Genomic DNA, 26271 nt, shown 5'->3' with positions numbered 1-26271 from the left:
GCCCAGGATCGTGCCGAACGTACTGAAGGCAGCGCTAAAGCTGCGTTAGAACTGATGCATCATCCCGACATACGCGCCGGTTTGCGATTCGCCGGCGAGCGGACTCGTGTTATTGGCGGCATCGCGTGGCGACGCTTCAAGCGAGAAATTCGCGTTGCTGCTGTTGCTTACATACGCCACGGTGCCGTACAGGAAGGTGCGCTTCGACAGGTTATAGGTCGTGCCGAGCGCATACATCATGGCATGCCCGGACGGATCATGCGAGGCATCGCCGGCGCCGTCGCCGACCCGGATGTAGTATCCGCCCCCTGTCACGGCCCAACGCGGCTGGATGTTGTAGGTGGCGCCGAGCCAATAGTGATCGGCGCTGTCGGCGACACCCGCCGGCGAATCCGGCGCCGAGTAATGCGTATAGGCACCCTGAATCTTCACCGCATCGAAATGCACGTTGGCGCCGACGAAATATTCACGCGAGGCCTGGAAGATATTGCTGAAGCGGCCGTTGCTGTCGCGCAGTTCGTCGTAGATGCCGCGCACGTCGAAAAGCGGCGAGTGATACGTCAGCATGATGCCGTCGGAGCGGCCGAACTCACCTGTCGCGCCGCTGTTGAACGCGCCTGGCTGATTGCCGAACGAGTATTGCCCCTGCACGTCGAAGCCCCACAACACCGGGCTGTGATATTCGACGTTGTTGCTGGTCTGCTGCCAGTTGCGCCCGCGCACGAGCGACGCCGACGAAAATGCCTGTTGCACGAACGGGTCGAATTCCCACACACCGTCGCTGTCGATGAACAGATTGCGCCCGGCTTGCAACGTGCCCCACTGGTCGCTCTTCAAGCCGACGAATGCACGCCGCGACCACAACCGTCCGCCGCTGGTCGTGCCGTTCATGATCTGCAGACCGGTTTCCAGGTTGAAGATCGCATTCAGTCCGCCACCCAGATCTTCATTGCCTTTGAGACCCAGCATACTGGTGCCCCAATCGCCGCCTTCAGCACTCCAGCGGCTCGAACTGCCGCCCGCGCCATTGCTGATGTGATTCAGATATTCCACGCCGCCGTCGAGACGGCCATATAGCTCCACGCTGGTTTGACCATATGCCAGCGGACTTGCGACCGCGAGAGCAGTCATTAATTTTGTATGTAGTCGCATTGCCAATAGGATGTTGTAAAACTACATGCTTCGCGCACGCACTATAGGGGAACGACGCTTCATAGCCTATCCGTTTGACGCAATAAACTTTTGCTGTCAGCGCGCTCGACATTGGAAATCCGCAATCGAATCGGCACACCCCAATCGGCACACCCCAAAAGAAATCCCAGTCGGGCAGATCGAAAGGTACTCACGATAAGATAGTCGCTCATTCGGCCGCCGCCAAATCGAAACGCATTATTTGTTAATTGACCATTCATTATTTGCCACTTGCCATGAACGCGCCTGAACTCACGGAAGACGAAAACCTCGGCCTTTACCAACGCGTGACTGAAACCGGCGCGGAATGGTGGCGTGTCAGCGTGGCGGACCGGCCGGAGAACTACCGGCTCGAGCATGGCATCGATGAAGGCAACGGCGCCGGGTCGGTCGATATCGATCTGGTGGTCGACGCCGAAAACCTGCGCGCGAAACTGAAGAAGTGGCGCCGCGAAGGTTTTGCGATCGATACACCCGGTGCCGCCGACGAAGCGGGCGCGGCAGAACGGGTGGCCTTCATGCCGGAGTTGCAGCGCGTCGCGGCACGGGTCTCGGCGGCGCGCCACCTGCCGGTGGAAGGCACGGGCGAAACAGTACGCATCGGCCATGTCGACGTGCCGTGCGGCGTGGCCAATCCGCTCGTGCCGCGCGTCAATCCGGCCTATCTGTTTTCCGAGCGCTTTAACGACATTGTCGAAGATATCGTGGAGAACCGGCGCGTGATGCTGATCGGGCACACGGGCGCCGGCAAGACCAGCCTGATCGAACAGGTCGCCGCGCGCTCGCATCACGGCGTATTGCGCTCGAACATGAATGGGCAAACCACCGTCGGCGATTTTGTCGGCTTCTGGACGGTCAAGGGCGGCGAAACGATCTGGGTGGATGGCGTGCTGCCCACGGCGATGCGCGAAGGCTTGTGGCTGATTGTCGATGAAATCGATTTCGCCGAACCGTCTATTCTCGCCGCCCTCACCGCCGTGCTCGAACCGCACGGCCGCCTCGTGCTAAAAGAGAAAGGCAATGAGATCGTCGCGCCGCATCCGGCGTTCCGGTTGTTCGCCACGGCCAACGCCGTTGGTGCGATGAGCCAGTTCCGCCATCTGTATCAGGGCGCGAATCTGATGAACGAAGCGTTTCTCGATCGCTGGCGCGTCTACATGCTGGACTATCTGACGCCGGCCGAAGAAGCCGACGTACTGATGCGCACGCTCGCCCCGCATATGACGCGTGCGCTCGCGACCACGCTCGCCGCGATTGCCGCCGACTGCCGCGCGGCGTTCGCCCGCGAGGACCTGTCGAGCGCATTCTCCACGCGGCGCCTGCTCGACTGGGCCGAACTGATGCTGCGCACCGGCGACCCTGAACGCGCCGCCGGTCCGGCGATTTACGCCAAGGTCAGTCCCGAAGATGCCGCGCTGATTCGCGGCATCGTGCGCCATCACATCGCACCGGCCGCCTGACGCGGCCCGTGAATACATCGAGTACATCGAGCACAACCCGCACCATGGGCACCATGCACGCAACGCGCGACACGCAAGGCTTCGCGTTCGAATCGACGCTCGGCAAAGTGGCGCGCGTGCTGACCGGGCAATACGGCGTGACAGTCGCGTTCAGTCCGGATGGTCCGCGTGTCGAGCCGGGCCGCATCGTCATTCCCGACTATGAGTCGAGCGGCGGTGTCGAACGTGACGTACTGATCGGCTATCTGGATCTGCTGGTGGCGCGCGCCAAGCATTCATCGCTCGCGCAGATGAGCGCGCTGCCTGCCGGCGTTGCGACGAATCTCGCGCAGGTTATCGAAGACCGCCGCGTCTGTGCGCAACTGCTCGACGAGTATCCGGGCGCGCGCTGGTTTGTCGGCAAGCTGCGCGCGCATGCCGCCGAACAGGCTCGACAGCGGTGGGCGAAGCTGCATTGGCGCGACCGGCTGGTCTGGCTGGTGGAGCGCGCGCTGTGGGACGAACCGCCGACACGCACCGAAGCGATTCATTCACTGCTGGCCGCCCTGCATGCCTCGCAGGATCTGCTTGACGAGGCGCGCAGAAGCCGCTCGACCACGCAAAGCATCGCGGTAGCGCAGGCATTGGTGGCACGCGTGCGCGCTTTGTCGGCGGGCGACGTCAACAGCATGGTGTTCACCGCCGATCCGGTTGAAGACATCGATACCGAACGCGCCGCTTCGTCATCGGCGCCGCTCGACGATGACGATACAACCCTGCCCGACCAGGACAATGCCACCTCGCCGCCGTCCGACAAAAGTGGCGGCGCGCAGGCGGACAATGCCGTGGGCATGGGGCAATCGCTGGCGGATGCGCAGCAGCCGTCGGCACGTTCCGAGGGCGAAGCAGGCGCGGTGTCGGAGGCCAACCGCGCGCGGCTATCGATTCCGCTCGCGACCGAATTCGACGAAATCACCGACGTCACGGGTCAAGGCGACAGCGCGACCTGGCGCGAGCTGCGCGCGCAGGCACGGGCAGATACCGCACCGCTCAAGGAAAAGCTCGAACGCGCGTTGAGCGCCGACGAACGCATCCGGTGGCGCCGCGAACAGGAGCGCGGAGAGATCGACCGCACCGCGCTGGCGAAACTCGCCACCTCGCCCGGCTACCGCACGCCGTTTCGCACGCAACGGGCGGCCAAAGGACGCGACGTCGCCGTGACCTTGCTGATCGATCGCAGCGGTTCGATGGCCGGGCGCAAGATCGAACTCGCGCGTCTATGCGCGACGGCGTTGTGCGATGCGCTGACCCAGTTATCGTTCGACTGCGAAGTGCTCGGCTATTGCTCGCTCGAATCCGCACCGATGAAGCAACTGTATGAACGGCAACTGGCGGGCGGCGCGGATTTGCGGCGCTACAACCGCTTTGTCGAACGGCTCGATCTGAAGGTCTACAAACGCTTTGGCGCCACGGATCTGAGCGGTATCGCGAAGATCGATTGCGGACACGAGAATCCGGACGGCGAAGCGCTGGCCTGGGCGGCGACACGCCTCGCCGATCATCAGGCCGAACGGCGCATCCTGATCGTGTTCTCAGACGGCTATCCGTCAACCGGCGACGGCGATCCTCACGTGTTGCGCCACGATCTGCGCGAACGCGTCGCGGCGATCCAGAAACGCGGCATCGAACTGGTGGGAATCGGCGTGCTGACCGACGCAGTCGAAGACTTCTATCCGCACAACGTGGTGGTGAGCCGCCTGGCCGAATTGCCCTCGACGGTGTTCTCGGTGTTGAGCTCGATGCTGCTGACGCGCTAGCGCATCAAAATGCATTCAACGGAATCTTCAGATAGCGCACACCGTTTGCTTCCGGTTCAGGCGGCATGCCCGCGCGGATATTGAGCTGGATCGCCGGCAGTATGAGCGTCGGCATGCCGAGCGTGCGGTCACGCGCGGTGCGCATCGCAACGAAAGCTTCCTGCGTCACCCCGTCATTCAGATGAATATTGCTGTGGCGCTGTTCAGCCACGGTGGTCTGCCAGTTCGGTCCGCGTGACGGCGGCGGGTAGTCGTGACACACGCACAGCCGTGTTTCCGGCGGCAACGTGAGCAGTTTGTGAACCGAGGCATATAAGGTGTTGGCATCGCCGCCCGGAAAATCGCAGCGCGCCGAACCGACGTCCGGCATGAAGAGCGTATCGCCGATAAACACGGTGTCGCCAATCTGATACGCCATATCCGCCGGTGTATGACCGGGCACGTGCAGCGCCTCGCCGCTCAGTTCGCCGATGCTGAAACGCTCGCCGGACGCGAACAGATGATCGAACTGGCGGCCGTCGGTATGCATGTCGTCGCCGAGATTGAAAATGCGCTTGAACGCGGCCTGGACGATGCAGATACTTTCGCCAATCGCAATCTTGCCGCCCAACGCCGCTTGCAGATAAGGCGCCGCCGATACGTGATCGGCATGAGCATGCGTCTCCAGCAACCATTCGACGCGCAGCTCATGTTGTCTGACGAAAGCGACCACACGTTCGACCGAACGAGTCGACGTGTGGCCGGATTTTGAGTCGTAGTCGAGCACCGGATCGATCACGGCGCACGCCGAACCTTCGGACGCATACACCACATAGGTGAACGTGCCGGTCACCGGATCGTAAAAGGCTTCTATCTGAGGGCTCATGGCGCGCTACACCAATTTGGGCTGGAACGAATACTGTTCGATCCCGCCGCCCCGCGCGACCACGACCGTGCTCTCCGGAATTTCCTCCCACCAGCCCGGCAAATCCGCGAGCGGCTCCGACAACACCAGAAACGCGTCCTCGCCAACGGCCGTGATGCGCGGGTCGTCCGGATACAGCTCGTGCAGATGCCGGAACGAGGTGCTGTGGAACAGCGAGCGCGATTGCCCTTCGCTCGAATAGCGAACCGCGACGATCTGCTCGCCGTCGGTTGCGCAGACCGTCATGTTCAGCGGCTCTTCGATATCGTGTTTGCGCCCGACGTCTTCCACAAAACCCACCATTCGCTCGATCGCGGTAACGGGCGCCAGTTCGAGACCGAAGGTCAGCGCCAGGAAAAAAAGCACCTCGGAATCCGTCGAACCTTCAATCGACGGAAACAACTCTGGATCGATCGCCAGCATCAGATCGCGGCGTACCGCCGAAAAGTTGCGCACCAGCCCGTTGTGCATGAAGAGCCAGCGGCCATAGCGGAACGGATGACAGTTGGTTTCCTGTGACGGCGTGCCGGTGGCCGCGCGGATGTGCGCGACGAACAGCGGCGCGCGGATGGCCCGCGCGGCCTCGCGTAGATTGCGGTCGCTCCAGGCCGGCTGGATGCAGCGATAGCGAAACGGAATGTCGGTCGGGTGGCCGTACCAGCCGATGCCGAATCCGTCGCCGTTCGTGGTGGTCTGGCCAAGCGTGGAATGCAGGCTCTGGTCGATCAGGGAGTGTTTGGCGTTGAACAGCACCGTTTCGAGTTGAAGCGGGTTACCGGTATAGGCGAGCCAGCGGCACATGAGTTTTTCTCCTGTCGCGACAACATGTCTGACGAACCTCGCCCGGCCTCGAATAGGCCCGCGTGCCGCCGTTCGCTATTTGACCACGGGTTGCATCTGTGCGATCGGTATCAGGAACTCTGAAAACCCGGTCAGGATAATTTGCACGCCGATGCACAGCAGCAGAAACGAGGAAACGCGCATCGCGACCTTGGTGCCGTCCACGCCGAGATACCTGGCGAATACCACCGCCCGGCTGTAGATCAGATACACGGTGGCCGCCACCAGAAGCGAGATCACCACCGAGGCGATGCTCGACAGCACGAACGCCGAGAGCTTATGCGTGCGGTTCGCGGTCAGGGCGATCGCGGTGGCGATCGAACCCGGCCCGGTGGTCAGCGGAATCGTGAGCGGGAAGAACGCCTTCGACATGGCGTTATCCGAATCCACCCGTTTGACGGACGGCTGCTCGGCCGGTTGCGTGTCGGGTGCATTGAGCATTTGCCAGCCGCCAACGGCAACCGCGAGCCCGCCGCCGATGCGCAAGGCCTCCATGGAGATGCCGAAGAAATGAAGAATCGGGGTGCCGACAAAGAAAGCGACGAGCATCACGCACATGACGTTGAAGGCGATTTTCTTGGCGAGCGCGGTGCGGTCTTCCGTGGTGAGCGATGCCGTCCGGTCGAGAAAGACGAACGCCATGCCGATTGGGTTGATGATGCTGATCAGCCCGGTAAAGCCGAAGAGGATATCCGAGATCAGGCTTTCGACCATATGCGATCCGTTTCGGGCAGCGGCGCGGGCGGGCTGATTATTCGGCTGACTGCCCACCGTTGCGCCGCGCCAGGTTGAAGTGCCGGACGCCTTCGGGCGTTCCAGAGCGATGCTCGCGTTGCGTGGGTCAGATGATATCGCGGCGCGGCACGCAAATCGGTAAAAAAGGGTGGCCATGCACGCGGTGCGCGGCGCTGCACCGCAGCAGACGAGCGTCGAAAGATGCGTCCACAACTTTCTAAAAGCCTACACTTTTTTGACTTACTTTACGTAGTCAAAGCATCAGGCATACAGTCCTCCCCGAAGCTGCACTTTCAACGAGACGTACTTACCGGTTCGAGGAGTTGCTCCCATGTTGCTTCGTGTACTCGCTGCGCTGCCGTTCGTCGGCATTCTGCTGGGCGTCCCGTTTGTGAATAGTGTCGAGCCGCTGGTGCTCGGCATGCCGTTCGTGCTGGCCTGGATCGTCATGTGGGTGGTGCTGAGTTCGATCATCATGGCGATCGTTTACCGTCTGGACTCGAGCAACCGGCAGCTTGCCGCGGAAGGCGAGGAGGTCCGATCATGAGCGCACTCGTCATCATTGCGGCCATTACGCTGTTTGCGCTCTACCTGGGCGTGCGCGCGCGGCGCGGCCACGACATGAGTCTCGAACAATGGACGGTGGGGGGCCGCAGCTTCGGCACCGCATTCGTGTTCCTGCTCATGGCAGGCGAGATCTACACGACCTTCACCTTCCTCGGCGGCAGCGGCTTTGCTTATGGCAAAGGCGCGCCGGTCTACTACATTCTTGCCTACGGCACGCTTGCGTACATCCTCTCGTACTGGATGCTGCCGCCCATCTGGCGTTACGCGAAAAATCACCACCTCGTCTCGCAGCCGCACTTCTTTGCGCGCAAGTACGAAAGCCCGGCGCTCGGCACACTCGTCGCGCTGGTCGGCGTGGCCGCGCTGATTCCCTATCTCGTGCTGCAACTCAAGGGGCTCGGCATCATCGTGGCAACGGCCTCGTATGGCGCGATTTCTTCGACAGCCGCCATCTGGATCGGCGCCGCGGTGGTGACGGCTTACGTGATCGTCTCCGGCGTGCGCGGCTCGGCGTGGAATTCGGTCGTGAAAGATCTGCTGATTCTGGCAATCGTGCTGTTCCTCGGCATCTATTTGCCCTTGCACTACTACGGCGGCCTCGGCGCGATGTTCCATGCAATCGATGCCGCGCGTCCGGGTTTCCTGACCTTCCCGGCCAAGGGTTCGAGCGTGACCTGGTTCCAGTCGACCGTGCTCCTGACTGCGCTGGGCTTCTTCATGTGGCCGCATACCTTCGGTTCGATTTACACCGCGAAGGACGAGCGTATTTTCCGGCGCAACGCGATCGTGCTGCCGCTGTATCAGCTCATTCTGCTGTTCGTGTTCTTCGTGGGATTTGCCGCGACGCTGAAGGTGCCGGGCCTGAAAGGTGCCGACATCGACCTGTCGCTGTTCCGCCTCTCGTCGCAGACTTTCGACCCATGGTTCGTCGGCGTGATCGGCGCGGCGGGGATCCTGACGGCGCTGGTGCCGGGATCGATGATCTTGACGTCGGCATCCACATTGCTCGCCAACGACGTGTATCGCGGCATGGTGAACCGCAATGCGCCGGATGCAACCGTGACCAAGCTCGCACGCTTCCTTGTGCCCGTGGTGGCACTGGTAGCCGTGGGTTTTACGCTGCACGGCGGCGAGACGATCGTGGCGTTGCTGCTGATGGGCTATAGCTTCGTGACCCAGCTGTTTCCGGCGGTGATCTGCAGTTTGCTGCGGCGTAACCGGGCGACCAAGTACGGCGCGTTTTGCGGGATTCTGGCGGGCGTCGCGGTGGTGACGTTGACGACCACCATGCATCTGAGTGTTGCGCAGTTGATGCCGTTTTTGCCTGACGCGCTGAAGGACGTCAATATCGGCTTCCTTGCGTTGGCCGTGAACATCATTGTTTTTGTTGCGGTAAGCGCTGTGACGCAACCGCGGCCGGTCGAGCAGACGCACGCGCCGGTGCATTAAGGCTTTCTTCGTATCGTCCTGTATCGCGGTTGAAGGGGCTGACCGCCTTGAGCGCCAGCCCTTTTTGCTGCTTTCACGCTATGCTCTGCGGCACGCCTATCATCTGTGGAGTTGCCGATGCAGTCGCCCGTTCTCCGAGTCGCTCGTCCAACCAACGACCTGCGCAAACTCGCCGATTTCTATACCCGGGGATTAGGCTTCGAGGTTCTCGCCCGCTTCGAAAATCACGAGGGTTTCGATGGTATCGTGCTTGGGCGGCACGGATGCCCCTGGCACATCGAGTTCACACACCAGCACGGCGTCACGGTGGAGCGCGCACCGACCACCGAGCATCTTCTGGTGCTTTATCTGCCCGAACATCATGAGTGGCTTGCCGCGGTCGAGCGGATCGAGGCACTTGGCGTCCTACCCTGCGAATCGGAAAATCCGTATTGGGATCGCCTGGGGAAAACTTTCGAGGATCCCGACGGCTATCGGATCGTTTTGCAGAACGCTGCCTGGGGTTGAAGAGATTCCCGGCGATGCCGACCGGTCGTGCAAGCCGCCTGAAAACCGCCAACCAGTCAGTTCGCTCGCGTGCCGACGATCACAATGCCGCGTGAAAGTCCGCTCACGCTATCGGCCGCCAGGGCGCCTGCATAAAGCTGCGTGACCGGCACCCATACCGCTGGATACTTGTAGCGCGCGACGTCGAGAAGCAACGCGCTATCGCTTGCGGCGTCGTATGCGGCAAGTGGCGACCAGTGGCCGCCCCCTGCTTCGCCTATATCTACCCGCCTGAAGTTCAATAACGCAAAACGGCCGCTGTGACCCGTCGTGTCGCGAATCAGATCGCGAAACTGGGCGAGCGTCAGATCGGCGGCGTGGAATTTCCTCACGTCGATCGGAAACGCGCTTAGGGCCGCGCTGAGCTGGTCGAGCGTCATGCCCTCCTTCGATACCTGTGCGGCGTTGGCCACCTGTGGATCGACGCCGCGGAAGAAATCCTGTTGCGAGAAGTATGGGAAATCCGGATACTGCGTCGACTCGGGGCGCTGGATGCCTAACGCATTGAGCGCCATCACCGAGGTCGCGACCGAACAGTAGGCCTCGTTGCGCTGCGTTTCGAAGTACTGCGAGAGCGGCCAGTACGACTGCTTGTGAGTGGTGGCCATCAAGCGCTTTTGCCCTGCTGGTTGTGTCAACGCAATGAGGTTCGGAGGAACGGGCAGCGGTCCGTCGGCTGGGCGTGACGCGGCCGATGCAGGAGCTTGATACGGCGAATCCTGATGCGAGGTTTGATCCGCGGCTTGATTGGCAACCGGTGGCGGCAACGGCGCGCAGGCCACCAATGTTGCCGTCAGCACACCAACGATCCACTCGGGCCGGTTTACGCGCTCCATGGCATGCATTAATGAGTATCTGGACATTAACCCTTCCGTTTGGGATAGATTCGGAACGACCTCGACCGTGCCGATGCATGTCATCCCATATCGGCAAGCTTCGATTTTTTAACATGAAATAAGTCGGCGCGTGCGTGTGCGGCCAGAGGTCAGACGCCGGCGCGAACTGACGCGCGGTTCATTCGACCTGTCGCACGTCACCGCCGAAGTCAACCCAACGGAACTGATGGCCTGAACATGGCAATTGAATCACCCTGCATCGACATCTGCAAAATCGACGGCAAAACGGGCTTCTGCATTGGATGCCTGCGAACCCGGGACGAGATTCGCGAATGGAAAAACATGACCGACCACCGGCGCCATCAGGTCATCAATGACGCTTCGCGCCGCAAGGCGAAGGTAAAACCAGAGGCGCCGGCAACGCAAGAAACGCAAACCTCGTAAAAATGCGAGTTAGTTCGCATGGTCGGCGAACGCATAACTGTTCTTGCCGCTGCGCTTGACCCGGTACATCGCTTCGTCGGCTGCGGCCACGAGGCGATGGTAATCCTCGACGTGCTCCGGAAAACTGGCAATGCCGATGCTGGCGCGAACCCGTCCGACCCCCATCGCCCGGTCCGTTTGAACCACGCAGGCAATAAGCCGCCGGGCGATTTCGCCGAGCTCGGCATTCGTCGAAAATTCTCGAATCAGAACAGCGAATTCGTCGCCGCCAATCCTGGCGACGACATCGACTTTACGCACCGACTCACGAAAGCGTTTCGAAACCGCGATCAGAAATTCATCGCCGACGCGGTGGCCGAGCGAGTCGTTGACCTGTTTGAACCCGTCCAGATCGATATACAGCACGGCAATTTTGCAAGACTCGGCGACTGCGGACGATTTCGCCGCCGCCTCTTCGAGCGCGGCAAACAACTTGCGCCGATTCGGCAAGCCGGTCATCGCGTCGTGCAGCGCCGCGTACTCGAATTCGTGCGACTGGCCCGCCAGTTGACGATTCCGTTTGGCATACATTCCCAGCGCGGTGATCAGCATGCAGAACAGCAGCGCCGCCGATGCGATGAGCGTGCGCGCGACATAAGCAATCCGCACGCGCACGTCGGCACTGTCAGTGTCGCGTTGCGCTCGCCAGTACGTCGACATGGCATTGAGCAAGGCATCCGTGCCACGCATATCGGCGTCGGGTGCGAGCGAAGATGGGGATATCGGCGGCGGCGCCGACGGACTCGCATTCACCAGCGCCGCGAGCGATGTGAGGCGATGCGTGAGCTCGGTTCGAGCCTGCTGATACCCGGCGGCTCTGGCCGGCGTGGCGTTGGGCAGTTGCTGCCAGATGCCGGCCACACTCCGGGCGCTTTCCGCCCGCTCGACCGCTTCGAGAACCAGTCCCGCATATTCCTGCTTCAATTGATCGGACAAAATCGTCCTGATCTGCAGCACGAGATACAAAAGGCCAATCAGCAGACAAACCAGCGCGGCAGCGGCGATCGCGGCCGGACCCTGCCTGAAGCGGATTGCGAAGGCACGCCCCCGAGCGGCGCGCTGGATGCGAAGCCGCTCAGGGATGCGAATAGGTGGTTTGCTGGCTTCCGGTGCCATGCTGGCGATAGCTTACGCGACGAAAGAACGAACTCACCCGGGCGAACAGACTGTCCTTGTGTCGGGAATTCGCCGTCGAAGAAGACCGGCGATCCTGCTGGGCGAGACGCGCGTCTTTGCCGGAGCGGCCGGACGCCACCTGCTGGGACGGGCGCGGCGCGCGCTGAACCGAAGCGACAGAAGGCGCGGGTGCGGCGGCGGGTGTCGCGCCGGCTATGCTGGTTTGACTGGCCGCAGGCGCCGGGAGTCGCGTAACCGGACCGGACCACGAGGCCTGCTTACTTCCTTCTTCTCCGTCATCTCTGTCCGATGCCGCCGCCGCTGCCTGCATTTGTGCGTTGACCGGCCCGCCTGGCACAGCTTGCGTTCCCGTTGTCACCGGCGGCGTAGCGACCGGGGCTTGCATGCCGGACGCTGTCCGCCCCGCTGCCGCCGTCGGCGCTGATTGCGGCGCTGCCGCGAAAATTGCCGCCCCTGGCGGCGTTATCGATTTCGCCGACGCCGGGCTTACCGCCGCTGACGCAGCGGTCCCGAGCGCCTGCCGCGCGCCCGCCATGGCGTCGGCATACGCCTGCTGATCGTGGTTGAACCAGATGCCGTACGCCACGGTGCCCACCACGCCAAAAGCCAGCGCGCTTGCTGTCGCAACGCATAGAGCCAGACGTCCGAATCGCACAGGCGGTGCTGCAGCCGACGGCTCGGCCTCCGCGTCGAAGCCGGTATCCAGATTCTCTTCAGAAGATTTTGGCAAATCAGTATCGTTGAACATGGCAATACTCTCCGGAATCCTTACGTCTGACATGTCGGCAGACTGTGTTCGCACGATTTGGCGGTCGTCGATCTGGAGTTGTTGGAAGAATTTGCCCCGCTACGCCCGGTAGCGGCAATATGCTGATGCTGCGCTTTAAACGCCGGTTTTGCGAGTCCGCCGTGCGTCGATAAAACAGGTAAAAGATTCAACGCCGCTTATATCCACGGGTAGTGCAGCGAGCCGTTTCAGCCCGCTCCTGCGCCGGGCGGGAGGCCGGCGATTCGATCGCCGCGTTGCGGCTCTCTGCCATGCAATAAACACGCCAATATGAAACGCTGATTTGGGGCCATCGCTTAAACAGTACGCATGCCCAGTGGGGCGCATAGCGCCCCACACTGAAGCCGGCGCCTATTGCACGGTGATGGTTTCTTTCATATTCGGGTGGATGCCGCAAAACACCTTGTACACGCCCGGTTTGTCGAACTTGAACTGGAACGTATCGTTCTGATCGAGCGCGGCCGAACGGAACATGCCCGCGTCGTTCACCACCGTATGCGGCTCGCCGTCGAGATTTTTCCAGGTCACCGTGGAGCCGGCTTTAACGGTAAGCGCCATCGGCGTGAACATGAAGTTCTTGATGACCACGGCGTTCGGTGTCTGCGTCTGCGCCCGCGCAACGGAAAGTCCCGCAGAAGCCGCGATGAGCGCCGCACTCCCGAACAGCAGGAAGAACACGCGGCGAATAGTATTAGTTTGCATAACTGATCTCCTGCGAGAAATAATTTCTGAAATCAAGCGAGTGTCGTATCGGAAAGCGTCGCCTTGAGCGGATGACGCGCGATTTTTATGCTGGTCACGCCGAGCATCTTCGGAAGCTGATCGCTCGCGACCGTAAGCGGGCCCGGGCCAGGACCATTGCCGGCAGTCGGCTGCGGATAGGCTGTCGAGCGCGCGGTGTGGAACGTGATATTGCCTTCGACCTTCGACACGATCTGGTGAATATGGCCGTTCAGCACGGTGACCGAGCCGAAGCGCTTCAAATAACTCATGGCCTGCCCGGCATCGCCCGTGCCCCACCCCCACGGCTCGTAGATGGTCCACATCGGCATGTGGGCAAAGACGACGATCGGCGTGCTGGAAGAGCGGCCTTTCAGGTCGTTTTCGAGCCACGCGAGTTGATCGTCGCCGAGACCGCCCAGGCCGTTGGGCTTGAAATGCATCACGTTGACGAGCGCGACGAAGTGCACGCCGTTATGGTCGAAGCTGTAATAGCCTTTGTTGTCCGAGGCCTTGCCGAAGCGGCTGAAGTATTCGGTTCCGGGGCCGTCGGTCACGTCGTGCTCGCCCGGCACGGTGTGGAGTTCCGTGATATTCAGACCCGACATCAACTGCGCCGCCAGATCGAACTCCGCCGGCTTGGAGAGATGCGTGATGTCGCCCGTGTGGATGGTCAGCGCGGGCTTGACCGGCATGGCATTGACGTAGTCGATCGTCTGTTTGAGCGTACCCGCGACGTCCGGATTGGCTTCCTTATTGAAGCCGATATGCGAGTCGCTGATCTGCAGGAAAAGCGGCACCCCCATGGACGTCGCGGATGATTTCGCGTCGGCCGCCAGCGCCAGTTCCACCGGCGTAAGAATGCCGCCGGCAAGAACGAAGACCGTGCCTACGCCGCCGAAAGCGAGGCATTTCAGTGCGCCACGGCGTGAGGGGCTGAATGCGGGGCCAAATTCAGGATCGGATGAATGGTTTGACGACATGTTGACCTCACGATAAGGATTCGCGGGCAAACCGCGGGATTATCCGGCGGGCCTCACGACTCGGTTCATCAGGAAGACTGCGGTGCCGCCGGTTTTATTCCCGGAACAGAAAAATTAGCGTGCGAGTGAGCGAGTCCAGTCGCGTGGACCTGTATGTCCGGTGCCTGAACAGACGGGAATAGCCGCGCCGCTGCAACGGTCATGCAGGGTGAGAGAACCTGAAAGGAGTAGTCAACATGGACATCATCGACATGGCTCGTGCCTCTGGCATGGCGGTCATCCTCGACGGCAGGATTGGCCGCGAGGAATACCAGAGCGTGTGTGGCTCGCTATCCGCGTTACAGCGATTTGCGGAAGCGGTGCGCCAGGGTACCGTGCAACAGGGTGGATATCAGAAACGCGCCGCCACGCCCGCTCGCAGAGCATGAGGCGCGTGAAGAGTGCGAAGCGCGTGAGGCGGCCGGCGCGCGGCATGCTCGACACGGCTCGACTGCGGGCCGCCGGGCCGCTTTCCAAAGCATACAAATTGAAAGGGGAATAACGTGCGACCGGAATTGCAACACGTTCTGCGCCGCCTGCAACTCGGATCGGGTGTGGTGCTGCTTATTTATCTATTTTTGCACCTGGTCAATCACGCGCTCGGCATCTGGTCGCTCGATCTTGCCGGGCGTGGACTCACGCTGGCGCTGTGGATCTGGCATAGCGTGCCCGGCACGATCCTGCTGTACGGCGCGGCCCTGCTCCATTTCGCGCTGGCTGTGCGCACGATTTACGGACGTCGCCACTGGGCGCTCCCGCCTGCTGAATGGATCCGGCTGTGGGCCGGGCTCAGCCTGCCATTGCTGCTGATCCGGCATGCCGTGGCAACGCGCCTCGCGGCGTCGTTGTATGGTTTCGAGCCGAACTACGAGCGGATCGTGATATCGCTGATCACGAGCGGCACGCAGGGTTTGCAACTTGCGTTGCTCGCGCCAGGCTGGATTCATGGCTGCCTCGGCGTGTGGTTTCGATTGCGTCACTATCCGTCGATGCAACGCGCGAAACCCGTCATGCTGGCCCTGCTGGTTGGCTTGCCATTGCTATCCGCCGTGGGTTTTCTGCGGATGAAGCAAGCCGTCGTGGCAATGCATGCGGTTCTCCCCGCACCTGATTCGAAACTGCTGATGCACCAGCTTTCACTCGATACGTGGCGCCACAGCCTCGTCTCGCTTTACCTTGCCGTGATCGTCAGCGCGCTTCTGGCAGGTCTGTTGCGGAACTGGCTGGAGCGCCGGCCGCGTTCGGCATGATCCAGCAGATGCGTCGATCTCATCGTTCCAGTTGGGAGCTGGCCGGATGATCGGAGGTAAAAGCGGTAGCGACGGGCGCACCCGAACCATACAGGCATGCCGCGCCTGCCGCGCCGGTAAGGCGTACAGTATGAAAGGGAGGCCGACATGTTATCGATTGAATCCACGCTATCCAATCTGCCGGCCGACCTGCCACGCGCCCCGCTCACCGCTTTCGTGTTTTCCGCCGGCGGCAGCCTGGGTGCGATCGAGGTCGGCATGCTGCGGGAACTGGTCAATCGGGGCGAGCGTCCTGATTTCGTCGTCGGCGCCTCCGCGGGGGCGATCAATGCCGCCTATTTCGCGGGAAATCCGACTCGTGACGGCGTAGCCATGCTCGAGGCGTTGTGGTGCCGGGTACGCCGGCAGGACATCATGCCGTTCTCTATGCTCGGGCTGCTCGACATGGTGCTAGGGCGCCGTACGCATCTCGTGGAGGCAACGGGGCTGCGTATGCTGCTCGAAAAGAACCTTTCATATGAGCGCGTGGAGCAAGCGGCGTTGCCCCTGCACATTGTCGCGACCGATCTGCTTCTGGGTAGCGAGGTCGTCCTGTCGTCCGGTTCGGTGGTCGATGCCGTGTTGGCTAGCGCTGCGATTCCCGGGGTGTTTCCGTCCGTACGGATCGACGGCAGGGAGCTGGTCGATGGCGGCGTCGCCGATACCACGCCGATATCGGTGGCCGTCACGCTTGGCGCGACCCGGATTATCGTTCTGCCCGCGGTTTTCGCCTGCCCGCTCGAAGCACCGCCCACCAGCGCGATCGCTCAGGCCACGCACGCGCTCACGCTCGTGATCGCACGCCAGCTCGTTCACGATCTGGCGTTCTACGCCACCCGCGCCGAGCTCTTCGTGGCGCCCCAGGTGTGTCCGCTCAACATTTCACCTTACGACTACACGCAATGCGCCAGCCTGATCGCCCTTGCCGCGGAAACAACACGCGCCTGGCTCGATGACGGCGGTCTCGGACACGCTTTTGTCGCCAGCGAATTGCGCGAGTACGCGCATACGGCACAATGAAGGCCGTCGCCCCTTTTTTTTACGGATCCCTGTCATAACGTCGGATCTGTATCGACTAACAACAACGCTAACATTTTTGAACAGGAAATCAGGGTGGACGACATCGACTTCGGATGTACCTCATGCGGCAAATGCTGCCACGACTTGCGCCTCGCGCTGACGATCACCGAGGCAATCGCGTGGCTGGAGCGCGGCGGGCACATGGAACTCATCTGCGAGGCCATACCCTGGCCCGTGGAGCCCGAGCCCGGCAATGCGCAAGCTGAGTACAAACGGGCGCGCTCTTCACCGGCAATGAGCGGAAGCCTGCCGGTCCGCATCTCGATCGTTCTTGCCGCGGCATTCGGTGGCGCATGTCCCAACCTGCACGCCGACATGCGCTGCGGCATCTATGAACAAAGGCCACTGGTGTGCCGGATCTATCCCGCCGAAATCAATCCGTTCGTCGAATTGGCGCCTGAAAACAAGGGATGCCCGTCAGAGGCGTGGCAAGGTGAGCCACTGCAAAGGCAGGGCATTCTGGTCGATGCGACAACTGTCGAACTGGTCGGGCAGTCGCGTCGCGCGAATCAACTCGAGGCGCCGCTGCGCATGCAGGTGTGCCTCGAGTTGGGACTGAACGATGCCGCGCTCGCGAACGAAGGCTTTGTCATGTACTCGCCGGATAGCGCAGCGCTGCTGACCGCGCTGCGCCAGATTCAAGCCTCCTCCAGGCCGCAGGAATCCGCTTCACAGTGGACCTTCGTTTCGAATCGCGCCGGAACGCTTGAAACGCTCCTGTCGGTCGGCGCAACCGGCCATCTTGCTGAGGCTGCCGCTACTGGCAATTCCCGGTATCACGGTTTTTTCCCGCCGTCCTAGACGTAAAGCCAGCAGCGGCTGCTCGCGGACAATCAGACGCCGCTGCCGCCTACCGTCTTGATGCTCTTCCACTGACCTTGCTGGACCTGGAACAGCGTGTACGGCGGCTTGATCAGATCGCCATACGGATCGAAGGTGATATTGCCGGTCACGCCCGTGACCTTCACTTTCGCCAGACTATCCACGATCTTCGCGCGATCGAGCGAGTCGGCGCCGTGAATCGCCTTGATCATGGCGAGCGCGGCGTCGTACGCAAACGGCGCGTACAGTTCGACATCCTGATTGAAGCGTGCCTTGTAGCGCTTGCCGAATTCCTGCGCGGCAGGCAGCTTATCGAGCGCCGGACCGGGTTCGAGATCCTGCGTACCGTCACCCGCCGTACCGGCGATCTGCAGGAAAGCATTGCTCTTCAGCGCGCCCGCGCCGAACAGTTGCGCCTGCATACCCAGCGAGCGCATCTGCTTGACCAGCATCGCACCCTGTTCGTCCAGGCCGCCGAAGAAAATCAGATCGACATTCTTGCTCTTGAGCGTCGTCAGGATCGCGCGAAAATCCACCGCCTTGTCGTTCGTGAACTCGCGGTCGACGATATTGCCGTTCGCTTCCTTTGCGCCTTTTTCGAACGCATCCGCGAGCCCTTGCCCGAATGCCGTGCGGTCGTCGATGATGCCGATGCGCTTCGCCTTCATCTGCTCCACCACGAAATGCCCCGCCACGACACCGCCAATGCCGTCATGCCCCATGGTGCGGAACACGTTTTTGAAGCCTTGTTTCGTGAGTTGCGGATTGGTCGAACCCGGCGTGATCATCGCAACGTTCGCCTGGTGATAGACCGTCGAGGCCGGAATGCTGCACCCCGAGTTGTAATGCCCGATCACGCCGACTACACCGTCGTCGACCAGTTTCTGCGCGACCTGAATCGCCACGCGCGGGTCCGCCTGATCGTCCTGCACATCGAGCACGAATTTGACCGGCTTTCCGCCAATCACGGGATGTTTCGCGTTCTCTTCGTCGAGCGCGAGTTGCGCACCGTACTGCAGGTCTTTGCCGACCCGAGCAACCGGTCCGGTTAACGGTCCGACGAAACCGATCTTGACGACGTCCGGATCGGCCGCCCACGAAGACGGGATATACGTGAAGAGTGCGCATACCGTGGCACTCAACAGCCAATAACGACGATTCATGATGTGCTCCTTGCGTGGTGTAACGTCGCGCGATTGTAGGTTGGCCGATCCGATGCGCGACGCCTCGAAACCGTCCTGCAGTGCTTATCGTGAAGCGAAAAAACCTGTACGGCCAGGGGCCCGGCAAAAGTCAAAAGCGCGTTGCAGCGTAGGGCGCAAGATCGAGCGGCGGCGCACGCTGCGCGATGAGATCGGCGACGATACGTCCGCTCACCCCGGCTAGCGTCAACCCGAGATGCTGGTGCCCGAAGGCGTAGATCACCCGGCTGCTTGCGCGCGATCGTCCCAGTACCGGCACGCCGTCCGGCAACGTCGGACGGAACCCGAGCCAACTGCTATCCGGCGTATCGAGCGCGGGTAAGGCGCGTTTCGACGAAAACGTCAGCAGATCGATCAGCGAACGGTTGCGCGCATCGCTGAACCCCGCCAGTTCGACCGTGCCCGCCACACGCAGGCCGTCGCTCATCGGCGTCATGTAGAAGCCGCGCTCGGCCCAGCCCACCGGTCGAGAAACCAGTTGCTGCGCGCCAGGAAAACGGACGTGATAGCCGCGCTCCGTGTCGAGCGGGACCGGATCGCCGCATTGTTTGGCGAATCGGGCGGAGCGCGCGCCGGTGGCGATCACGATGTGACTGAAGCGGCGCGCAGTATCCGCCACGGTCAAAGTCGCGCCTTCCGCGCAAGGCTGCACGGCATCGACGGCCGAACGCTCCAGCTTCAATCCTTGTGCGGTGAGCCGCTGATAGAGCGTCTGCAAAAAACCGTGCGGATCGGAGAAATGCCAACTGTTGCTGAACAGCACACCACGCTCGAAGATCGGCGCGAGCGACGGTTCGAGTGCGCGGATGTCGCTGCCGCCCAGCACGTTGAAGGCGACGCCCAACTGCCTGCGCAGAGCGAGCGCGGCGCTCGCGGCGTCGAACGAAGCGGCATTCGAATAGAGATAGAGACATTCGCGCGACCGGACGAAGCTCGCCAGTTCCGCATCGGCAAGCAGAGGCGCATAACCGTCGTGCGCGCAATCGAGTAACGCGGCGAGTGCGCCGGCGCTCGCTTCGTAGCGCCGTGGCAACGAGCTCAGCATGAAACGCGCGAGCCATGGTGCGAGATGCGGCAGATAACCCCAGCGCAATCTGAACGGACTGTCGTTCGATAGCAGAAAGCGCGGCAAATCGCGGAACACAGACGGGTTGTTGACGGGGATGCACGCATAGTGCGCAAAGGTCCCCGCGTTGCCGAACGACGCGCCCTGCCCCACGCCGGCCGGATCGAACAGCGTGACTCGATGGCCGTCGCGTATGAGCGCCGCAGCGCTCGCTAGGCCGATGAATCCCGCGCCGATGATGGCAATCTCCGACATTACTTGCGCCCTTCCATTGAAAAAACGCCGCGGCACCCACGCCACCAGACAAACTCTGGCAATCAGAATCACACAATATTTTTTTGTGTGCAATTAAAACTCACATTGTGTGGCCCTGGCATTTTCCCTGGATGGTGTGTGGCGCGCTCCTTGCAAACGCTGCAGCGCCCGAGGAAAAGCTCGCCGGCCGGTCTGTTTAGGCGTTGCAGTGGCGCTTGTCTGGTATAGAATCGGCAAAATTCCGCACAATCGCGGACAAAGCCGATTTTGTATGGAGACATCTGTTCTTATGGCTTCTGGCAAAGACACAGCGCGTGGGGCCAACGGGGCGCCGACGCAGACGAAGCGTTCCACGTATGTCGAGGTGTCCAGCTCGATCGAGAACGAGATCCGCAGCGGCATCTATCCGCCGGGCAGCCGCCTGCCGCCGCAGCGGCAACTGGCCACCGAGCTGGGCATCAATGTGTCGACGGTGTCCCGCGCGTACAAGGAATTGCAGTTGCGCGGGCTGGTGATCGGCAGCAAGCGTCGCGGGTCGCTCGTCACGGGCGGAGCGATGCCGAGCGTCGAACCGGCACAGGCAACCAGCAACGCGGCGATCGACTTGACCGTCAACCGGCCGGCTACGGGCGAATTCCTGAATTGCCTCGCGCGCACGCTGGCGGAATTGCCGCGCGATCCGCGCTACCCGCAATTGCAGGAGTACCAGCCGCCGCAAGGTCCCGCCTGGGCGCGCGCCGCCGGCGCCCGCTGGATGGCCGCGCCGGGCTTCACGCCGGCACCCGACCACGTGGTGGTGACGAGCGGTGCGCAGCACGGCTTGTATGCGGTGCTGAACAGCCTGATCGGCACGGACGGCGTGATCCTTGCCGATCAGCTCACCTACTACGGCCTGAAAGCGCTGGCCCCCGTGTTCCAGTTCGAAATCGTCGGCATTCCGAGCGACCGCGACGGCCTCCTGACCGACGAGGTGGAGCGTGCCTGCCGGCGTATGCCGGTGAAAGCGATCTTCACGGTGCCGAATCTGCAGAACCCCACTGTGACGACGATGAGTCTCGAGCGCCGCATGGCGCTTGTCGACATTGCGCGCCGGCATGGCGTGGCCATCATCGAAGACGACGTTTATGGGCCGCTGGTTTCGCAGCGGCTGCCGACCATCGCGAGCCTCTGTCCGGAACTGACGTTCCACCTCGCGGCCACCTCGAAGATCCTCGCGCCCGGATTGCGGCTCGGCTACCTGCTGAGTCCGCCGGACAGTTCAGCGTTATGTGCGGAGGCGGTGCGCACCACCGCATGGATGCCCGCGCCGATGTCGATGCTGATCGCGTCGATCTGGATCGAAGACGGCACCGCGCGTCACATCATGGACGCGCAGCTTGCCGAAATTCGCGCGCGACAAGACCTGGCTCGCGAGTTGTTGCCGCAGGAATTGCTGCAGACCGATCCGGCGTGCATGTTCGTGTGGCTCAAGCTGCCGCCGCCGTGGCGTGCCGACGACTTTGCGGCCAATGCGAAGGCGCGCGGCGTGGTGGTGATGCCGTCCTCGGCGTTTGCCGTGGACAGGTCGGAGATCGAGCACGGGGTACGCATCAACCTCGCGTGCGCGACGAGCCGAGATCAACTCGTGAGCGCGTTACGACTGCTGACGGGCACGCTGAAAGATCGCCCCCGGGCGCTGTTCGGGACGATCTGATATCGAAGCTAACTCTTCGCGCTACGCACCGCGTAAGCCGACCGCGTAGCGAGACGTTCCATACTCAGAAACCGGGCGATGCGTTTCACCGCACGACGCATGCGGCCACGCAGATGCGCCACGCGCATACGTCGCCAGAAACGATCCGGCGCAAATTCGGCAAACCGCGCCTCCTTTTCGAGCAAGGTCTTGCCGCCGGGTAAATGAACGAAAGAGCAGCAGCGGAACCAGCGCATGTCCCGATAGTTATTGCCGGGCCAATGGCGGCCCACCGCCTGATATGCGCCCACCTCGATCAGCCCCTGCCCTTCGTCGACCAGCAGATTGAGCGCTGCGGAAACGAACGCTTCGTCGCCGTGATGCTTCACGCGCCCGCTTTCGCGGATATAGCGCGCGTAACTGGCGCGGGCGCGCGGCACCAGCCGGCGCAATGCGGCGGGCGTCGCCAGCAGAAACTCGCCGCCGTACCAGCGCGGATTTCTGAGCCGCCTGCCCGCCACGATTTCCAGATCCGCAACGACACGATCGCTGCCGTACGGCGGGAATACCTGATCCGAAATATCGAATGCGCCAATCCCGGCTGCGGCGCAGCGCTCGATCAGATTGCGATCGAGCGGAAGCAGCGCGACCATGTCGGCGTCGAGCAGCAACAGCATCGTGTCGGCGGGGAGCGAATCGGCCACCTGGTCCATCAGATCCAGCTTGAAATGCGCGGCGTAGAACGGCGTGTTCTTCGGCAACTCGATCGTCGCATTCAACGTCACCAGCGCGGGCCGGTGCTTCACCGCCATGCTATCGAGCCGTCGCTCGACCAGCGCCGGCGCGTTGGTCATGATGGTCAGCGTCGGCATGCCGACCTGCCGCAAGCTGTTGTTCAGGCAGATCGCCTGACTCACATACGAGAGCGGATCGCGATTCGTCGAGTTGGGACCCGGACTCGCGTCGGCATCCACATAAACCAGCGTGCAAGGAAAAAGATTCACGTTGCTCCTCACGAGGCGTGAGAGACGGTTCGCTTTTTCCAGCGCTGCCGTTATTGTTCACGGATCGATCCACATGTCCTTTTGTGGGGCAAGCCAGAAGCCCGCGCACAACGCGCAGCCGTCGTGCCGCGGCTCGCGCCTTCATGGCGTCACGCTCGAGCCGGGTGAGCTGATCTGCGACGATGGAGTCGGATGAACCGGGGCGCAGAGATCAGGTATGACCTATCGTTTCATGTCCTTGCATCGCCTTTCCGCCAAAAGTCAGCGAGACGCAACGCGGGTGCCGTCAATCCGCTTTCGGCCGGTCGAAAGTACGCGGCAACAATGGGCTTTTTGACATTTGAGTGAACAAGTTACCTGCGTGCGGCACACGATTTTCGCGTCAACTTTCAGCGACGCTATCTTCCCCATATCGCATGCCGTGCGTGCTGAGCAAACGGTACAGCGTCGCGCGTGAAATGCTCAGCTCGCGCGCGGCGTCGCCGGGCCGTCCGCGATGGCGCAGCAGCGCGAGTTCGATCGCCTGCCGCTCCGCCGTCTCGCGTGCCTGCGCAAGCGTCACGGGCGTGATCGCGACGTAACCCGACAGTTCGAGATCGTCCGCGGTAATCGTGCGCCCCTCCGACATCACAATGGCGCGGCGAACCCGGTTGATCAGCTCGCGTACGTTGCCGGGCCAGTCGTACTGATGCAGCGCTGCGATCGCGTCGGGTGAAAAACCATATAGCCGGCGGCTCGCATCTTTCCTGTAGCGGTCCAGCGTGTACAGCGCGAGCAGTTCGATGTCCTTGCCGCGCGCGCGCAGCGGCGGCTCGTCGATGCGCAGTACGCACAAGCGGTGGTACAGGTCCGCACGGAAGCGCCCGTCTTCAATTGCGGCGTCCATATCGACGTGAGTGGCGGAAATGATGCGCACGTCGACGTCGATCGAACCGTTGCCGCCCAGACGGTCGATGGTGTTTTCCTGCAGAAACCGCAGCAGCGCCGACTGGCTTTCGAACGGCAGATCGCCGATTTCGTCGAGAAACAAGGTGCCGCCGTGAGCGGCTTCAACGCGCCCTATTCTGCGTTGATTCGCGCCCGTGAAAGCGCCGCGCTCGTAGCCGAACAATTCCGACTGCAACAGATGCGGCGGAATCGCACCGCAGTTGATGGCGACGAACGGCTGGTTACGGCGCGGCGAGTGCGCGTGAATCGCGGCCGCCGTCAGCTCCTTGCCGGTGCCGGATTCGCCGGAGACGAAGACGGGTGCGTCGTTTGCCGCGACTTTGCGGATCGAGCGGAATAACGCGAGCATGGCGTCGCACGTGCCGATCATCTCGCCTTCGGCCGTGGAGGTATCGACGAAGACGGGCTCGCCGAGCGAGATCATGCCGCAGGCATGACCTACCGTATCGACGATCCTGGCGTTCGCGGCAGGGAGCGTGACGTAATCGAAGCAGTAATCCCGCACCAGCCTGCGTACAGCGGGGTCGTCGAGCTCCAGCGCCGCGGTGATCGCCACCCATCCGATGTTCGGCATCGCAAGGCAGGCTTCCAGCGCGGCAATGTCGCGAGCGTCGAACACGCTCGCAAAATCGACCAGGCCGGCCGCCAGCGAGCCGTCATGCACGGCTTGCCGCACTTCTGCAACCGAACCGATGACTTCAACCGCCCAGTCGCGCTCCTCGAAGCTCGCCAGTAATTCTGGCGAGGGATCGCGCGTGAAGTAGATAACACGCCGCGTAATGGCCTTCATTTTTTTCATGGTTTTTTATTGTTTCGCAGAGCCTTCCCTGAGACGTATTGCGCTCAGGGCTCTCGTTGCTGCGTTGTTCTTATTACCCCATGCACGTGTGGATGCCTGTCCTCGCGAATCAGACGCGTACGGGGCGTTGCTATTCATGATGCATCGAATTCGGGCGAGTCGACGACGCTGTCAACGTAAGCTCGCGAGAAAACGGTTGCGCGGATGCGCGGATACGATAGCGACCGTCGATCATACGCGGCTACGCGGCCGCTGCAGTGAACGGCTGACTATATTTGAAAATTGAGTTCGCAATAAGTTGATACGTCTATTGCCTCAGCTTTCTGAAAAACTTGCGAATCTCGGCAGCCAGCAGATCCGGTTTCTCCATCGCCGCAAAATGGCCACCGCCCGGCATGTCGGTCCATTGCACGATGTTGAAGGTCCGTTCGAGCCACGAGCGCGGCGGATGATTGATCTCTTTGGGAAAACGAGCGAATCCCACAGGCGGGACGACGCGCTGCCCGTCGGCGAAGCGCATCGGCTGCAACCGGTTTTCCCAATACATCTGCATCGCCGGACCGATACTCTGTGTATGCCAGTAGAGCGAAATGTTGGTGAGCAATTCGTCTTTTGAGAACACGCGCTCAACATCGCCATCGCAATCGCTCCACGCGCGAAACTTCTCGCCGATCCATGCAGCGAGCCCCACCGGCGAATCGTTCAGCGAGGCCGCCACGGTCTGCGGCTTCGTGCTGTGCATATGGGCGTAGCCGCCTTCGAAGGCGGCCCATTCATTCTTCTCCTGCAGATAGGCTTCTTCCGCAGGCGTGAGCGGTGTCTGCGCGGCGCCCTCCGCGGGCTCGTACGAGCTCGGCAAGAAGTTGAGATGAATACCGTCGACAACCGGGTGATGCCGCGCCGCGAGCGCGATCGAAACGCCGGCGCCCAGGTCGCCGCCTTGAGCACCGAAGCGCTCATAACCGAGGCCACGCATCAGCGAAGCCCACAGGTCCGCCACCTGAAACGCGGACGTGCCGGGCGCGATCGGCGCCTGCGAGAACCCGAAGCCGGGCAGCGAGGGCGCGACGACGTCGAATGCATCGGCGGGATCGCAGCCGAACGCGGCCGGGTCGCACAGCCGGTCGATCAGCGCGTGGAACTCGAAAAACGACCCTGGCCAGCCATGCGTGATCACGAGCGGATAACACGCCGGGCCGACACCGCGCCGATGCACGAAGTGCACGCGCTGCCCCTCGACCTCGGCGAGAAATTGCGGCTGCAGATTCAAGCGGCGCTCGGCTTCGCGCCAATCGAAACGCTCGGCCCAGTACGTCGCGAGTTCGCGCAGCCAGGCGGAATCGACACCTTGCTGCCAGGCGGGCGATGGCGTCGCCGGTGCCCAACGTGTCGCACGAATGCGCCGGCGAAGATCGTCTATCTCAGCATCCGGCACGGCAATCCGAAAGGGCTCTATCTGCATGTCAGTTCATCCGGCACAAGGCGTGGCAATAACAGGCGCTTCGGATTCGGCTGCGCTGGTCACGATCATTCAGCGGGGGCGAAGTCACAAAGCGGACACGAGGCGGCCACGGCGCGCGTGAAGCAATCTGCATGGTACACAATGAGCGCGTTTCACGTTTTGCGTAGCGGGGAGCATCCGGAGGAGACGTCCCCGATGT

General features: G+C 62.0%; 25 protein-coding genes. 11 read left to right on the top strand and 14 right to left on the bottom strand.

All coding sequences use genetic code 11. The annotated features are described in order from the left end of the window. Positions 1-45: 45 nt before the first annotated feature. Complete coding sequence (locus ACOSV0_RS29530) at positions 46-1131, bottom strand: porin (protein WP_434110646.1); 1086 nt, start codon at positions 1129-1131, stop codon at positions 46-48. A gap of 296 nt (positions 1132-1427) precedes the next feature. Here ACOSV0_RS29530 and ACOSV0_RS29525 point away from each other — a divergent pair, with 296 nt between their 5' ends. Then, complete coding sequence (locus tag ACOSV0_RS29525; protein WP_434110644.1) at positions 1428-2651, top strand: AAA family ATPase; 1224 nt, start codon at positions 1428-1430, stop codon at positions 2649-2651. 53 nt (positions 2652-2704) lie between these two features. Continuing rightward, entirely contained in the window at positions 2705-4447 is a 1743-nt protein-coding gene (locus tag ACOSV0_RS29520) for a cobaltochelatase CobT-related protein (RefSeq protein ID WP_434115879.1), read from the top strand. A 4-nt stretch (positions 4448-4451) separates the two neighbouring features. Here ACOSV0_RS29520 and ACOSV0_RS29515 read toward each other — a convergent pair whose 3' ends face one another. The 3 genes from ACOSV0_RS29515 to ACOSV0_RS29505 form a co-directional block, all read right to left on the bottom strand. Beyond that, positions 4452-5312, bottom strand: coding sequence for an MBL fold metallo-hydrolase (locus ACOSV0_RS29515; RefSeq protein WP_434110642.1), 861 nt, complete (start codon positions 5310-5312; stop codon positions 4452-4454). Between the two features lie 6 nt (positions 5313-5318). Then, entirely contained in the window at positions 5319-6152 is an 834-nt protein-coding gene (locus ACOSV0_RS29510; protein WP_434110640.1) for a class II glutamine amidotransferase, read from the bottom strand. 75 nt (positions 6153-6227) lie between these two features. Next, a complete protein-coding gene (locus tag ACOSV0_RS29505; protein ID WP_434110639.1) occupies positions 6228-6905 on the bottom strand; it encodes a MarC family protein in 678 nt (225 codons plus the stop codon). A gap of 352 nt (positions 6906-7257) precedes the next feature. Between ACOSV0_RS29505 and ACOSV0_RS29500 the strand changes: the two genes are divergently transcribed. The 3 genes from ACOSV0_RS29500 (at position 7258) to ACOSV0_RS29490 (ending at position 9449) form a co-directional block, all read left to right on the top strand. Then, positions 7258-7473 carry a DUF3311 domain-containing protein gene (locus ACOSV0_RS29500; RefSeq protein ID WP_434110638.1) on the top strand — a complete coding sequence of 72 codons (216 nt, stop codon included), beginning with the start codon at positions 7258-7260 and terminating at the stop codon, positions 7471-7473. Next, positions 7470-8942, top strand: coding sequence for a sodium:solute symporter family protein (locus ACOSV0_RS29495; RefSeq protein WP_434110636.1), 1473 nt, complete (start codon positions 7470-7472; stop codon positions 8940-8942). Before ACOSV0_RS29500 ends, ACOSV0_RS29495 begins: the two co-directional genes overlap by 4 nt. Positions 8943-9059: 117 nt before the next feature. After that, positions 9060-9449 (top strand): VOC family protein, encoded by a 390-nt coding sequence (locus ACOSV0_RS29490; protein ID WP_434110635.1) that lies wholly within the window; start codon positions 9060-9062, stop codon positions 9447-9449. A 56-nt stretch (positions 9450-9505) separates the two neighbouring features. Here ACOSV0_RS29490 and ACOSV0_RS29485 read toward each other — a convergent pair whose 3' ends face one another. After that, on the bottom strand, positions 9506-10096 hold the full coding sequence (locus ACOSV0_RS29485; protein WP_434110633.1) for a phytochelatin synthase family protein: 591 nt from the start codon (positions 10094-10096) through the stop codon (positions 9506-9508). 465 nt (positions 10097-10561) lie between these two features. Here ACOSV0_RS29485 and ACOSV0_RS29480 point away from each other — a divergent pair, with 465 nt between their 5' ends. Next, entirely contained in the window at positions 10562-10768 is a 207-nt protein-coding gene (locus ACOSV0_RS29480; protein WP_434110631.1) for a DUF1289 domain-containing protein, read from the top strand. A gap of 9 nt (positions 10769-10777) precedes the next feature. Here the strand turns inward: ACOSV0_RS29480 and ACOSV0_RS29475 are convergent, their stop codons facing one another. The 4 genes from ACOSV0_RS29475 to ACOSV0_RS29460 form a co-directional block, all read right to left on the bottom strand. Further along, positions 10778-11923, bottom strand: coding sequence for a diguanylate cyclase (locus ACOSV0_RS29475; protein WP_434110628.1), 1146 nt, complete (start codon positions 11921-11923; stop codon positions 10778-10780). Continuing rightward, positions 11883-12692 carry a hypothetical protein gene (locus ACOSV0_RS29470; RefSeq protein ID WP_434110626.1) on the bottom strand — a complete coding sequence of 270 codons (810 nt, stop codon included), beginning with the start codon at positions 12690-12692 and terminating at the stop codon, positions 11883-11885. The genes ACOSV0_RS29475 and ACOSV0_RS29470 overlap by 41 nt, the downstream gene beginning before the upstream one ends. A 390-nt stretch (positions 12693-13082) precedes the next feature. Continuing rightward, positions 13083-13433 carry a cupredoxin domain-containing protein gene (locus ACOSV0_RS29465; RefSeq protein WP_434110625.1) on the bottom strand — a complete coding sequence of 117 codons (351 nt, stop codon included), beginning with the start codon at positions 13431-13433 and terminating at the stop codon, positions 13083-13085. A gap of 32 nt (positions 13434-13465) precedes the next feature. Continuing rightward, a complete protein-coding gene (locus tag ACOSV0_RS29460) occupies positions 13466-14434 on the bottom strand; it encodes a metallophosphoesterase family protein (RefSeq protein WP_434110623.1) in 969 nt (322 codons plus the stop codon). Positions 14435-14670: 236 nt separating this feature from the next. Between ACOSV0_RS29460 and ACOSV0_RS29455 the strand changes: the two genes are divergently transcribed. The 4 genes from ACOSV0_RS29455 to ACOSV0_RS29440 all read left to right on the top strand — a co-directional run bounded on the left by ACOSV0_RS29455 (position 14671) and on the right by ACOSV0_RS29440 (position 17643). Continuing rightward, positions 14671-14862: a hypothetical protein gene (locus ACOSV0_RS29455; protein ID WP_434110621.1), complete on the top strand. Its 192-nt coding sequence runs from the start codon at positions 14671-14673 to the stop codon at positions 14860-14862. A 126-nt stretch (positions 14863-14988) separates the two neighbouring features. Next, entirely contained in the window at positions 14989-15723 is a 735-nt protein-coding gene (locus ACOSV0_RS29450) for a hypothetical protein (RefSeq protein WP_434115877.1), read from the top strand. Positions 15724-15870: 147 nt separating this feature from the next. After that, on the top strand, positions 15871-16782 hold the full coding sequence (locus ACOSV0_RS29445) for a patatin-like phospholipase family protein (RefSeq protein WP_434110620.1): 912 nt from the start codon (positions 15871-15873) through the stop codon (positions 16780-16782). Between the two features lie 93 nt (positions 16783-16875). Next, positions 16876-17643, top strand: coding sequence for a YkgJ family cysteine cluster protein (locus ACOSV0_RS29440; RefSeq protein ID WP_434110618.1), 768 nt, complete (start codon positions 16876-16878; stop codon positions 17641-17643). Positions 17644-17675: 32 nt separating this feature from the next. Here ACOSV0_RS29440 and ACOSV0_RS29435 read toward each other — a convergent pair whose 3' ends face one another. Further along, positions 17676-18827, bottom strand: coding sequence for a branched-chain amino acid ABC transporter substrate-binding protein (locus ACOSV0_RS29435; RefSeq protein WP_434110616.1), 1152 nt, complete (start codon positions 18825-18827; stop codon positions 17676-17678). Between the two features lie 130 nt (positions 18828-18957). Further along, positions 18958-20187: an NAD(P)/FAD-dependent oxidoreductase gene (locus ACOSV0_RS29430; RefSeq protein ID WP_434110614.1), complete on the bottom strand. Its 1230-nt coding sequence runs from the start codon at positions 20185-20187 to the stop codon at positions 18958-18960. Between the two features lie 289 nt (positions 20188-20476). On the opposite strand from ACOSV0_RS29430, the gene ACOSV0_RS29425 reads away from it, so the two are divergent. Continuing rightward, a complete protein-coding gene (locus ACOSV0_RS29425) occupies positions 20477-21880 on the top strand; it encodes a PLP-dependent aminotransferase family protein (RefSeq protein ID WP_434110612.1) in 1404 nt (467 codons plus the stop codon). Between the two features lie 8 nt (positions 21881-21888). Here ACOSV0_RS29425 and ACOSV0_RS29420 read toward each other — a convergent pair whose 3' ends face one another. From ACOSV0_RS29420 to ACOSV0_RS29410, 3 genes are all read right to left on the bottom strand, one after another. After that, positions 21889-22863 (bottom strand): hypothetical protein, encoded by a 975-nt coding sequence (locus tag ACOSV0_RS29420; RefSeq protein WP_434110611.1) that lies wholly within the window; start codon positions 22861-22863, stop codon positions 21889-21891. Between the two features lie 382 nt (positions 22864-23245). Next, the gene (locus ACOSV0_RS29415; protein WP_434115875.1) at positions 23246-24601 is read right to left on the bottom strand and encodes a sigma 54-interacting transcriptional regulator; all 1356 of its coding nucleotides are present in this window, start codon (positions 24599-24601) and stop codon (positions 23246-23248) included. 316 nt (positions 24602-24917) lie between these two features. Next, the gene (locus ACOSV0_RS29410; protein WP_434110609.1) at positions 24918-26072 is read right to left on the bottom strand and encodes an epoxide hydrolase family protein; all 1155 of its coding nucleotides are present in this window, start codon (positions 26070-26072) and stop codon (positions 24918-24920) included. Positions 26073-26271: the final 199 nt, after the last annotated feature.

The sequence above is a fragment of the Paraburkholderia caffeinilytica genome (assembly GCF_051027425.1).
Classification (GTDB): Bacteria; Pseudomonadota; Gammaproteobacteria; order Burkholderiales; family Burkholderiaceae; genus Paraburkholderia; species Paraburkholderia caffeinilytica_A.
The sequence above is the reverse complement of the archived record's forward strand: the minus strand, read 5'-3'. Positions and strand labels throughout refer to the sequence as shown.

Bases quoted from the DNA above. Each gene is read 5' to 3' on its own strand.
- ACOSV0_RS29480 (WP_434110631.1), top strand. From the start codon at position 10,562: ATGGCAATTGAATCACCCTGCATCGACATCTGCAAAATCGACGGCAAA.
- ACOSV0_RS29510 (WP_434110640.1), bottom strand. From the start codon at position 6,152: ATGTGCCGCTGGCTCGCCTATACCGGTAACCCGCTTCAACTCGAAACG.
- ACOSV0_RS29430 (WP_434110614.1), bottom strand. From the start codon at position 20,187: ATGTCGGAGATTGCCATCATCGGCGCGGGATTCATCGGCCTAGCGAGC.
- ACOSV0_RS29530 (WP_434110646.1), bottom strand. From the start codon at position 1,131: ATGACTGCTCTCGCGGTCGCAAGTCCGCTGGCATATGGTCAAACCAGC.
- ACOSV0_RS29495 (WP_434110636.1), top strand. From the start codon at position 7,470: ATGAGCGCACTCGTCATCATTGCGGCCATTACGCTGTTTGCGCTCTAC.
- ACOSV0_RS29525 (WP_434110644.1), top strand. From the start codon at position 1,428: ATGAACGCGCCTGAACTCACGGAAGACGAAAACCTCGGCCTTTACCAA.
- ACOSV0_RS29490 (WP_434110635.1), top strand. From the start codon at position 9,060: ATGCAGTCGCCCGTTCTCCGAGTCGCTCGTCCAACCAACGACCTGCGC.
- ACOSV0_RS29455 (WP_434110621.1), top strand. From the start codon at position 14,671: ATGGACATCATCGACATGGCTCGTGCCTCTGGCATGGCGGTCATCCTC.
- ACOSV0_RS29470 (WP_434110626.1), bottom strand. From the start codon at position 12,692: ATGTTCAACGATACTGATTTGCCAAAATCTTCTGAAGAGAATCTGGAT.
- ACOSV0_RS29465 (WP_434110625.1), bottom strand. From the start codon at position 13,433: ATGCAAACTAATACTATTCGCCGCGTGTTCTTCCTGCTGTTCGGGAGT.
- ACOSV0_RS29475 (WP_434110628.1), bottom strand. From the start codon at position 11,923: ATGGCACCGGAAGCCAGCAAACCACCTATTCGCATCCCTGAGCGGCTT.
- ACOSV0_RS29505 (WP_434110639.1), bottom strand. From the start codon at position 6,905: ATGGTCGAAAGCCTGATCTCGGATATCCTCTTCGGCTTTACCGGGCTG.
- ACOSV0_RS29425 (WP_434110612.1), top strand. From the start codon at position 20,477: ATGGCTTCTGGCAAAGACACAGCGCGTGGGGCCAACGGGGCGCCGACG.
- ACOSV0_RS29515 (WP_434110642.1), bottom strand. From the start codon at position 5,312: ATGAGCCCTCAGATAGAAGCCTTTTACGATCCGGTGACCGGCACGTTC.
- ACOSV0_RS29410 (WP_434110609.1), bottom strand. From the start codon at position 26,072: ATGCAGATAGAGCCCTTTCGGATTGCCGTGCCGGATGCTGAGATAGAC.
- ACOSV0_RS29445 (WP_434110620.1), top strand. From the start codon at position 15,871: ATGTTATCGATTGAATCCACGCTATCCAATCTGCCGGCCGACCTGCCA.
- ACOSV0_RS29415 (WP_434115875.1), bottom strand. From the start codon at position 24,601: ATGAAGGCCATTACGCGGCGTGTTATCTACTTCACGCGCGATCCCTCG.
- ACOSV0_RS29520 (WP_434115879.1), top strand. From the start codon at position 2,705: ATGCACGCAACGCGCGACACGCAAGGCTTCGCGTTCGAATCGACGCTC.
- ACOSV0_RS29460 (WP_434110623.1), bottom strand. From the start codon at position 14,434: ATGTCGTCAAACCATTCATCCGATCCTGAATTTGGCCCCGCATTCAGC.
- ACOSV0_RS29500 (WP_434110638.1), top strand. From the start codon at position 7,258: ATGTTGCTTCGTGTACTCGCTGCGCTGCCGTTCGTCGGCATTCTGCTG.
- ACOSV0_RS29485 (WP_434110633.1), bottom strand. From the start codon at position 10,096: ATGGCCACCACTCACAAGCAGTCGTACTGGCCGCTCTCGCAGTACTTC.
- ACOSV0_RS29435 (WP_434110616.1), bottom strand. From the start codon at position 18,827: ATGAATCGTCGTTATTGGCTGTTGAGTGCCACGGTATGCGCACTCTTC.